Below are 9,945 nucleotides of genomic sequence, written 5' to 3' on the forward strand. Positions count from 1 at the left end.
CCGGAACGCCTCGTGCGCCGCGCCGTCACACGCGCGTTCAACGCGTGGGTGAAGGCGGCCACGCGCACGGCGCGACGCCTCGACTGGTTCCCGCGCGTCGACCCGTACGTCGGGTACGGCACCGGCGACTATTCGCGACTCATCTGCCGCACCGTGTACGCGGGGGAGGGCAGCGAATACGGACGCGCGACGCGCGGCATTCGCGGCATGCTCGCCATCCCCTCGCCGCACACGCAGGTGAAGATCCGCATCGACGACGTGCCGCTCGAAACCGTGCAGATCGGCGAATCCGAACGCTACGACGCGGTGGACACGCGGCCGGAGCTCGACAGCGAATACGCGATCTCCGACACGTCCGGCTACCTCGACCTCGTCGCCGAACAGCGCCTCGAACCGGGCGTGCACGACGTCTCCTACCGCGTCAACGGGCGCAAGCCGGTGCACGCGAAGCTGTTCACGATTCCGAAGGGCGCGAAGGTCGGCATCATCTCCGACGTGGACGACACCGTGATGATCACGCAGGCGCCCATATTGTGGAAGGCCGCGTGGAACCTGCTGTTCCTCAACCCGGACAAGAAGGCCTCCGTGCCCGGCATGAGCGTGCTGTTCACCAAGCTCGCCGACCTGTTCCCGGATGCGCCGTTCTTCTACCTGTCCACCTCGCCGTGGAACGTGGAAGGCTCGATCCGCCACTTCCTCGAGAACCACGGGTTCCCGGAAGGCCCGTTGCTGCTGCGCGACCTCGACCCGCGGCCCAAGACGTTCATCCCCTCCGGACCGCAGCACAAGCTCGAATTCGTCGAACAGCTCATGGCCGACTTCCCCGACATGAAGTTCATCCTCGTCGGCGACGACGGCCAGAAGGACCCCACCACCTACGCGACCGTCGTCCGACGCTACCCGGGGCGCGTGCTCGCCATCGCGATCAGGCAGCTGAGCCCGCGCGAACTCATGCCGTTCGGCATGCGTAACCCGGCCGGCATGACCGCCACCCAGCCGATGCCCGACACCGACGTGCCCGTGTTCACCGGCACGACCGGCGCGAACATCATGAAGACGATGCTGCCGTACCTCAAGGCGCATCTGGGGTAGCGGTTCCGCGGGTGACGGTGCCACGGTGGCGTTGCGACGGTGCCGCGGTTCCGCGGGTGGGATATGCGCGCGCGGAACCGGTTCGCGCGTGCGTATAATCACCCGTATGACTGAAGAGAACCAACAGGCCGGCGGTGTGGGCGGCGAACAGGACATGACCGAGGGCGTGACGACGGGCGGCGCGGAGGCCGCGTCGGCACCCGGCGTGCCCGTCGCGCACCGCGAGCCGACACGACGCGAACACCACGGCGACGTGTTCATCGACCCCTACGAATGGATGCGCGACAAGGATTCGCCGCGCACGCGCGACTACGTGGCCGCGCAGAACCGCCTGTGCGAGGCGCGCAACGCGCATCTCGACGGACTGCGCCGCACCCTGTTCGACGAACTCAAATCGCACGTGCAGGAGACCGACATGTCCGTGCCCGTGCGCATCAACGACTACTGGTACTACGCGCGCACGCAGGAGGGCCGCCAGTACGCGGTGCAGTGCCGCATGCGCGTGCGCGGCGCCGACGACTGGGACCCGCCCCGGATCGACCCGTTCGGCGCGCCCGGCTCGCTGCCCGGAGAATCGATCGTGTTCGACGCGAACGCGGAGGCGGAAGGCCATGACTTCTTCCGTCTCGGCGGCATGGACCTGAGCCGCGACGGCCGGTGGATGCTCTACGGCGTCGACACGGCCGGCGACGAACGCTACGACTACCGGATCCGCGACCTCGAGACCGGCGAGGAGCTGCCCGAAACGTTCCACGGCGTCGGCTCCGCATGCTTCACGCCCGACGCGCGCTACGTGTTCTGGGTGGAACTCGACGACGCATGGCGCCCGTGCGCGGTCTGGCGGCACAAGGTCGGCACGGATGTCGGGGCCGACGTGTGCGTGTACCGCGAGGAGGACGAACGCTTCTGGGTGGGCATCGGCCTGAGCTTCGACGAACGCAACCTCGTGCTCGGCACCGGCTCCAAGACCACCACCGAAGTGCTCATGCTGCCCGTGACCGACCCGGAAGGCGAATTCCAGGCGTTCATCCCCCGCCGACCGGACGTCGAATACGACGTGAGCTTCGCCTGCTTCGAGAACGCGGGGGAGGACGGCTCGGACATCCCGCTCGCCGTCGTCTACCACAACGCGAAGAACCCGAACTTCGAGATCGACGTAATCGACATGCGCCGCCACGAGCCGCCGTACACGCTCGGCGAAGGCGTGTGCGTCGCCGAAGGCTCGCCGTACGGCTGCGAGCACGCCGCCACGGCCGAGGACCGCGCGAAGGCGATCACCGCGCCGTACTTCAACGCGCACAACCCGGCCATCCTGCAGGGACTGCACGGCCTCGGCGTCGAAGGCATCGCCATCCACCGTCACTTCGTCACGCTCGCCTACCGCGCTGACGGACTGCCGCACGTCGCGATGATGCCGAAACGCGCCGCCGTCGAGGACTTCCTCGCCGGACGGCCGTGGCGGTTCACCGAACTGCTGCCGCCCGCGCTCGAAGACGACTGGGACATGATCGCCGACGACCGCGACGAGACCGGCGACCACGGCGAGACGCTGTGGGCCGAGGACTGGGACGCGGGGCATCTGGGCGCCGGTGGCGTTGGTGCCGGCGTTGGTGCCGGGGTGCCGACCGACCACACGTCGTCGTCGGACGGCGCGAGCGACGACCACCTGCCCGGCGAGACGCGCCGGCTCTACTCGATCGGCACCGGCGGCAACCCGTCCTACGACGCACCGCGCATGCGCTACTCGTTCACCAGCTACACGCGCCCCGGCGAACTGCACGAGATCGACCCGACGACCGGCGAGGACCGGCTGCTCAAACGCGCCACCGTGCTCGGCGGCTTCGACCCGCGCGACTACATGGAACGCCGCGTGTGGATTCGCGCGCGCGACGGCGAACGCATCCCCGTCTCGCTCGTCTGGCGGCGCGACTTCCCCGCGCAGGATTCGCCGATGTTCATCACCGGCTACGGCGCGTACGAGATCTCCTCCGACCCGAACTTCTCCGTCGCGAGGCTCAGCATGCTCGACCGCGGCGTGCTGTACGCGGTGCCGCACATCCGCGGCGGCGGCGAACTCGGCCGCGCCTGGTACGAGCAGGGGCGGCGTCTCAACAAGAAGCATTCGTTCGAGGACTTCGTCGACGCGACCGCCGCGCTCCAGCACGCGCACCTCGCCGACCCGCGACGCACCGTCGCCAACGGCGGCTCCGCCGGAGGCCTCCTCATGGGTGCGGTCGCGAACCTCGCGCCGGGCCTGTACGCGGGCGTCGAGGCGGATGTGCCGTTCGTCGACGCGCTCACGTCGATCCTCGACCCGTCGCTGCCGCTCACCGTCACCGAATGGGACGAATGGGGCGACCCGCTGCACGACGAGGACGTGTACCGGTACATGAAGTCGTACACGCCGTACGAGAACCTGCCCGCCGCGGATTCCGAAGGCGGGCGCGCGTTCCCGCGCGTGTTCGTCACCACGTCGATGAACGACACGCGTGTGCTCTACGTGGAGCCGCTCAAATGGGTGGCCGCCATGCAGTCGCGCGGATTCGACGCGATCGCCAAGATCGAGGTCGAGGCCGGGCATGGCGGCACGTCGGGGCGCTACAAGCAGTGGGAGGAGGTCTCCTACGAGAACGCCTGGTGCCTGGACGTGATGAACCTCAGGTACTGAGGTGCTGGCGGGACTGAGGTGCTGATATGAGTTGAGCCCCCTCGGCCATGAAGGCCGAGGGGGCTCAACTCATATGAGACGGGTGACGGGCGATGCGCGCCTCTCCCTTCTTGGCCTCCCTCTGACGAGGGAGGTGTCCGCCGCGGGCGGACGGAGGGAGAGACCCGGCGCCGCGCCGCTACTGCTGCTCTTCGAGGGTGAAGAACTGGTCGCCGATGCGCAGCGTGGCGGGGGCCTCAAGCTGCGCGGGCGTGCCCTTGACGACCTGCTGCTCCTCGCCGTTGCGGATGATGAACGTGCCGTTCAGCGAACCGTAGTCCTCGATCCACAGCTGGCCGTCCTGGTCGATGCTGATGGCCGCGTGGTTGCGGGATGTGGTGCGCGTCGGATCCTCGATCTTCACTGCCTTCGCGCCCTCCGGGATGGCCTCGGACGGGCGGCGGCCGAGCAGCACGCTGCGGTCGATGAGAATCGTCTGGCCGGTCGCCTCGTTGTGCAGCACGTACGTCTTGTGCGCCTGCTTGATGGTGAACGAGCTGGACAGCACGGTGCTGTCCCAATCCTCGTCGTCGTCCGGGGCGGCGGAGGTCTGCGGCTGCTGGGCGGGCTGGGCCTGCTGCTGGGCCGCGGGCTGGAACGTCGACTGGATCGGCTGCGCCTGCGACTGGTTGGTGACGAACGTGCCCGTCACCACCGGGGTGCCGGTGGCGAGGCCCGCCGCGGCGAGACCGGAGGCGGGGGCCGCGGCGGCGGCCTGCGCGGGCTGGGCCTGCGGCTCGGGCTGCTGGGACTGCGGCTGCTGGGTCGGGGCGGACTGGGGTGCCGGCTGCGCGGTCTCGGCCTGCGCGGCCGCCGGGGTGTTCACCGGATCATCGGCGTACCAGCCGGGTTCCGGTGCCGGAGGGAAGGGAATCACATTGCTCATCTGCCATGCTCCTCACTGACGGCTGGCGAGCGCCGCGTTGACGGCCGGGTCGCCCAACTGGGACAGCCAGTCGACGAGCGCCGGGTACAGGTTCGGGTTCTGCGCCAGGGCGGCGTACAGTTCCGGCGCCTTCTGCGCGATCTCGGCCATCTGCATCTGGTCGGTGGTGGTGCGGGCGATCTCCGCGGTGAACCCGTACGGGTTCTGCGGGGCCTGCGCGTACGGGGACGCGGCGTACGGATCGGCGGCGGGCTGGGCCTGCGCCGCGGGCTGCTGCGCGTACGGGTCGGCGGCCGGCTGTGCCGCGGCGGGCTGGGCGTAGGACTGCTGCTGCGCGGCGTACGGGTCGGCCTGGGCCGCGGCCGGCTCGGCCTGGGCCGCGGCCGGCTGGTTGGCTCCGGCCGGGGTGCCGTTCGCCGTGTAGCCCATCTGGGCCACGGTCTCGCGGGCGCGCTCGTCGCCGAACTCGGCGAGCCAGCGCAGCAGGCCCGGGTAGGCGCGCGGGTTCACCGCCACGTTCGCGCCAAACTCCGGGTTCTCGTAGGCGATCTTCGCGAGGAAGATCGGATCAGCGTTCTGGTCCTGGACCGCCGCGACCGCGGCATCGTAATCGACCATCATGGCCTCCTTGGTGTTATGGTTCGTAAGGTTTGCAAAGTCTGATCGGCGATGTTGCCGATGTCCTCCTCGTCACCGAGTTTAGTCACCGCCCACGCGTGCCGTTTCGGCGCGAGCACGGGCATGTCCGCGACGATGACGGTCACGTTGTCGCGGCCGCCGGCGGCGAGCGCCGCTTGGAGGAGCGCGTCGGCCGCCTGCTGCGGATCGTCGTACCGTGCGGCGATCGCGGCGATCTCGTCGTCGCCGGAGACCTCCGCGTGCAGTCCGTCCGAGCAGATGATGAAGCGGCCGGTCGCGTCGGTGAGGAACAGGTCCGGGTCGATGCCGTCCGGGTCGCCGATGCATTGGGTGATGACGTTGCGGGGGATGAGCGAGGCGGCCACGTCGGGCAGCAGTTCGCCGGAGTCGATGGCCTCCTGCCGTTGCGAATGGTCGCGGGTGATGCGGGTGAGCGTCGAGGCGTCCCATCCGCTGCCGTCCTCCAGTGCGTCCATGTGGTAGGTGCGCGAATCGCCGATGTTGACCACGTAGGCGAGGTTCTCCGTGTTGAACGGCACGAGCAGCGTCGCGTCCTCGGCGGTCTCGGTGAGGTCGGCGGCGGCGGTCTTGTCGCCTGACGCGCCGCCGATGCCGGACAGCACGGTGGGGGAGTCATCGTCGTCGGTGTCGGGGGCGTCGCCGTGGACGAGGATGAGGCCGGTCACGGTGGTGCCGGCCACGCCGCCGAGCTCCTGTCCGAGCGCGAGCACGTCGGTCTGCGCGTCGGCGAGCACGGTCTCGATGTCGGCGCGGTTGCGCACCGGCAGCGCGGTGAGGGCGCGCAGATGGTCGATGGCGCGGGCGCTGGCCCGTTCGCCGCCCATGCCGCCGCCCATGCCGTCGCACACCACGTACACGCCGTGATCGGCGTAGCCCAGGTCCTGGTTGTTCCTGCGCTTGAGCCCCACATCGGTGGCGAGTCCCGCCGTGAGGTGTCCGATGTTCATGAACGCTTCCCCTCCGTCCGTGCTCCGGGGCCCTTGCCGGCCGTCGCCTTCTTCGTCCCGCGACCGGCGAACCGGACACGCATACCCGCCACTATACCTGCTGCGGATGTCCCGCGTTCGTCTTTCCTCCGGCGTGTGAACACTCCGGCGAGGGAAAGACGGGTGCGCCAGCGGCGCAGACGCGGCATCGAGGCGAGCATGGCCCTGCGCGTCGCGTCCACGCCCGACCAGTAGCGGCGCGCCTGTTCGTCGCCGATCCGCTGCCCGGAGAACGCCGCGTAGTCGGCGTCCCGCGACAGGCGCGTGAGGTTCGCGGCGTCGACCGCCAGCTGTTCAGCCATCGCGCGTCCCTCCTCACGGCGGGTGCCGTGCGCGTCGACGCCGCTCTGGCGGGCGAGTGCGGTCAGCGCCCGCCATCCGGCGGCGACGCGCACGCGCGGACTGCCGCGCCGTCGTGCGCGGGCCAGTTGGATCGCCTTGACGAGCAGGATGAGACCGCACACGATCAGCACCGTCCATACGGGGCTGCCGTAGATCGCGACGCGGCGGGCGATGCGCCCGAAGCGCGCCCAGAACAGGTTCGCGCCGGACGCGTCCGCGTCCTCGCCGGCGAGCGCCGACTGGCCGCGCGCCTGCTGTTCGTCGCGCAGCGGATCCTGCAGCGGGACCGGAGGCTGTCGGACCAGCGTCTGCGGGTTCGGCGGCGTGAGGTTCTGGTTCTTGTCGGGGATCTTCGTCTCCTTGGGCGTCGGATAGAACGCCACCCATCCGTAGCCGTCGAGCTTGATCTCCACCCACGCCTCGATGTCGTTGCCCTTGAATTCGGTGACGGTCTGCTTCCCCCGTTTCTCGGTGCGGGCCGCGCTGATCGCGCCGTCCTTGTTCTTCGGGATGAAGCCGAGCACCACGCGGCTGGGCAGGCCGAGGTCGCGGGCCATGAGCGCCATGGCGGAGGCATACTGTTCGGAGTCGCCCACCATCTCCTTGCCGCCGAGCAGCTTCTCGATGCGGTAGTTGCCGTGGCCGGGCAGCGACGGGTAGTCGCCGGACAGGCCGTGCGAGAACCAGCCGGAATCCTTGAGCTCCTCGGCGATCTTGCGTGCCGCGGCGCCGCCCTTCGCCTCGCCGCCGGCCAGGGCGGTGGCGAGCTTGCCCGCCGAATCGGGAGAGTCGACCGCCTCCGGCTGGCTGATCGTCGCGGCGTCGGCGGCGTCGATCTGCTTGTCGGACGGCGTGCGCTGGATGACGCCGCTCTCCGTGTAGGTCAGGCCCTTCGACGTGCCCGCCGGGTAGATCGCCGAATCGGTGTCGGTGTTGTAGTAGAAGGCGCCGTCCCCGTCGCCGTCCCCGGCGGTCGCCCCGTTCGTGCCGGAGTTCTTGGTGGAGTTCTTGGCGGAGGTCCTGCCCGCGTCGTCGAACGTGACCTTGGTGGCCGCGCCGGACAACGGCAGCCAGCGGTCGGCGAGCCCCTCGCCCACGGTGAACGTGGCGGTGAACGAATCGCCCTTCGCGTCGTTGGCGATCGCCGTGCCCACGCGCCGGTAGTTCGACGAGTCGGCGGCCGCCGAAGAGTCGGACAGGTTCCACACGTTGCCGTCGAAACGGTCCATGACGGCGAGACGCACCGGCGTGCCTTCGGGCAGGTTGCGCGCGGTGAGCACCGTGTCGTCCTTATGGTCCTTGATGTAGGAGCGCAGGCCGGACAGCGGACTCGTGTAGTCGTAGGGGCTCAGCGGCGGCTCGTACCTGTCGCGCAGGATCAGACGGTCCTGCGGCACGGCGAGGCACGCGCCCACGGCGAGACCGGCGGCGAGCACGACGATGACGAGGGAGCTCAGCCACCTGCCGATCTCCAGCAGACCCCATCGCGCGGCCAGCCAGACGACGAGGACGAGCGCCATCGCGAGACCCGCCGCATAGCGCCACCAGCCGGTGGACGTGCCGAGCAGGGCGGCGGCCGCGAACGCGGCGAACACGGGCGGCGCGCCGATCGTGGCGAGCCTGCCGTCGTCGGCTATGGCGAACAGTCCGGCGAGGAACGCGGTCCACAGGGAGAGCGTCCAGACGGCCATCAGCGCGCCGGACGCCGCGCCCACGGGAGGCGTGATCGAGATCAGGTATTTGAACGAGCCGAACGTGTCCTGCCAGCCCTGGGACAGGGTGGCGATCGACGGGATCACATGGCCGATGGCCGTGTCGTTCAACGCGACGACGGGGCCGACGATGAACTGGGCGAGCGCGAGGAACACAATCTGCCACCACAGGCGCATCGGCTGCTTCACGCCCGCCAGGGCGATGAGACAGCCGAGCAGCGTGGCCGGCACGGCCGCCACGGCCCAGACGGCCACGTCGCCGTACACGTCGATGAGGTTCGACACGGCGAGCAGCGTGAGCAGCGCGACGACGGCGAGACCGGTCAGATGCCGGGTCCACGCCTCGCGGGTGATCAGCGCCGACGGCCTGCGGCCGCCGCGCGTCATCCAGATCACCGAATGGGTGGAATCGGCCCACGAGCCGGTCGCCGTGTTCGTGCGGGTGCCCGTGCCGGTCTGGTCGCCGATCGCCGCGGCCGCGGCGGAGGCCTCGGCCGGGGAGACGCGGGACGGGTCGAGGGGGAACTGTCGGAAGGTCATGCGAGCACCCCCATGATGAGCGGCAGGTCATCGAGTTCGCCCACTGTGGCGAGCGTGAAGTCGGGGAACCGGCGGATCGCGCGGGGCGCCCCCTCGCTGGCCTGCAGGACGAGCGTGGACGCGGACTTCGGCAGGGCGAGCGCCATGCGTTTGATCGAGTCGAGTTCGCGCAGCGAGCCGACGGTGAGGAAATAGAAGGAGGCGTCCGGGTCGTGCGTGAGCGTGCCCTCGACGAGGTTCGGATTGTCGTCGTGGTCGGGCGCGATCATGCTGCACGCGTCGAGGAAGTCCATCGCCTGACGCGGCGTCGCATGCGCGGTCCCGGCGTGCGTCGACAACGGCCGGTCCTGCATGAGGCATCGCACGCCGATCGAGGCGTGGACGGACACGGCGAGCTCGAATTCGCCGGCGCTCGCATACTCCTCCGGATTGACGGACACGGTGAGCGCCGTGTCCGTGCGGCGCGTCGCCTCGTATTGGCGGATCATCAGCGTGCCGGTCTTCGCGGTGCTCAGCCAGTGCACGTTGCGCACGTCGTCGCCCGGCTCGTATTCGCGCAGACCGTAGAAGTCGAGGTCGTCGTCGACGATGTCGCCGCTCGGCTGGCCTTCGAGGTCGCGGGCCAACCCCGCGTTGAGGGTCTTCAACGGCACGGTGGCCGGGTGGATGAACAGGTCGAGCTTGTCGGCGAGACGCTTCTCGTGACGGACGAGGCCGAACGGGTCGCCCTTGCGGATGCGCAGCGGGCCGATGGTGAGCACGGCGCGCGAGAGTGTGCGGAACTCCACGTCGGTCTGCTTCGACTGGCCGGGGGCGAGCATGGGGATGGAGAACCGTTCGTGCATCTCGCCGATCGGCAGGTCGCCGCGCGCGTTCGCGGTGGGCGTGCGGCCCGGATTGGCGATGTCGACGCGCACCGCCACCGTGTCGCCGACGGTGACGCGGCGGCGCGGCAGGCCGATCGTCGCCGTGAACGAGGTGTTGCCGAGCGACATGAGCACGGCGACGAGCGTCATCGTC

General features: G+C 69.8%; 7 protein-coding genes. 2 read left to right on the forward strand and 5 right to left on the reverse strand.

Annotated elements, in window-relative coordinates:
• Together Uis4E_RS10800 and Uis4E_RS10805 are read left to right on the forward strand one after the other, a co-directional pair.
• A partial coding sequence (locus Uis4E_RS10800; protein WP_101623167.1) for an App1 family protein occupies positions 1 to 1,092 on the forward strand: 1,092 nt, incomplete at its 5' end.
• A gap of 154 nt (positions 1,093 to 1,246) precedes the next feature.
• The gene (locus Uis4E_RS10805) at positions 1,247 to 3,760 is read left to right on the forward strand and encodes a S9 family peptidase (RefSeq protein WP_101623172.1); all 2,514 of its coding nucleotides are present in this window, start codon (positions 1,247 to 1,249) and stop codon (positions 3,758 to 3,760) included.
• 178 nt (positions 3,761 to 3,938) lie between these two features.
• Here Uis4E_RS10805 and Uis4E_RS10810 read toward each other — a convergent pair whose 3' ends face one another.
• The 5 genes from Uis4E_RS10810 to Uis4E_RS10830 all read right to left on the reverse strand — a co-directional run.
• Positions 3,939 to 4,685, reverse strand: a complete 747-nt coding sequence (locus Uis4E_RS10810; protein WP_101623168.1) for an FHA domain-containing protein — start codon at positions 4,683 to 4,685, stop codon at positions 3,939 to 3,941.
• A 12-nt stretch (positions 4,686 to 4,697) separates the two neighbouring features.
• Positions 4,698 to 5,303 carry a variant leucine-rich repeat-containing protein gene (locus tag Uis4E_RS10815; RefSeq protein ID WP_165784963.1) on the reverse strand — a complete coding sequence of 202 codons (606 nt, stop codon included), beginning with the start codon at positions 5,301 to 5,303 and terminating at the stop codon, positions 4,698 to 4,700.
• Positions 5,303 to 6,292, reverse strand: coding sequence for a PP2C family protein-serine/threonine phosphatase (locus Uis4E_RS10820; RefSeq protein WP_101623170.1), 990 nt, complete (start codon positions 6,290 to 6,292; stop codon positions 5,303 to 5,305). Before Uis4E_RS10820 ends, Uis4E_RS10815 begins: the two co-directional genes overlap by 1 nt.
• Positions 6,289 to 8,925 carry a transglutaminase TgpA family protein gene (locus Uis4E_RS10825; RefSeq protein ID WP_101623171.1) on the reverse strand — a complete coding sequence of 879 codons (2,637 nt, stop codon included), beginning with the start codon at positions 8,923 to 8,925 and terminating at the stop codon, positions 6,289 to 6,291. The genes Uis4E_RS10820 and Uis4E_RS10825 overlap by 4 nt, the downstream gene beginning before the upstream one ends.
• A partial coding sequence (locus tag Uis4E_RS10830) for a DUF58 domain-containing protein (protein WP_101623173.1) occupies positions 8,922 to 9,945 on the reverse strand: 1,024 nt, incomplete at its 5' end. The genes Uis4E_RS10825 and Uis4E_RS10830, both read right to left, overlap by 4 nt.

This window comes from Bifidobacterium parmae (genome assembly GCF_002860365.1).
Taxonomy (GTDB): Bacteria; Actinomycetota; Actinomycetes; order Actinomycetales; family Bifidobacteriaceae; genus Bifidobacterium; species Bifidobacterium parmae.

Excerpts from the sequence above, each read along its gene's own strand:
- Uis4E_RS10810 (WP_101623168.1), bottom strand. The coding sequence starts at position 4,685 with ATGAGCAATGTGATTCCCTTCCCTCCGGCACCGGAACCCGGCTGGTAC.
- Uis4E_RS10805 (WP_101623172.1), top strand. The coding sequence starts at position 1,247 with ATGACCGAGGGCGTGACGACGGGCGGCGCGGAGGCCGCGTCGGCACCC.
- Uis4E_RS10815 (WP_165784963.1), bottom strand. The coding sequence starts at position 5,303 with ATGGTCGATTACGATGCCGCGGTCGCGGCGGTCCAGGACCAGAACGCT.
- Uis4E_RS10820 (WP_101623170.1), bottom strand. The coding sequence starts at position 6,292 with ATGAACATCGGACACCTCACGGCGGGACTCGCCACCGATGTGGGGCTC.
- Uis4E_RS10825 (WP_101623171.1), bottom strand. The coding sequence starts at position 8,925 with ATGACCTTCCGACAGTTCCCCCTCGACCCGTCCCGCGTCTCCCCGGCC.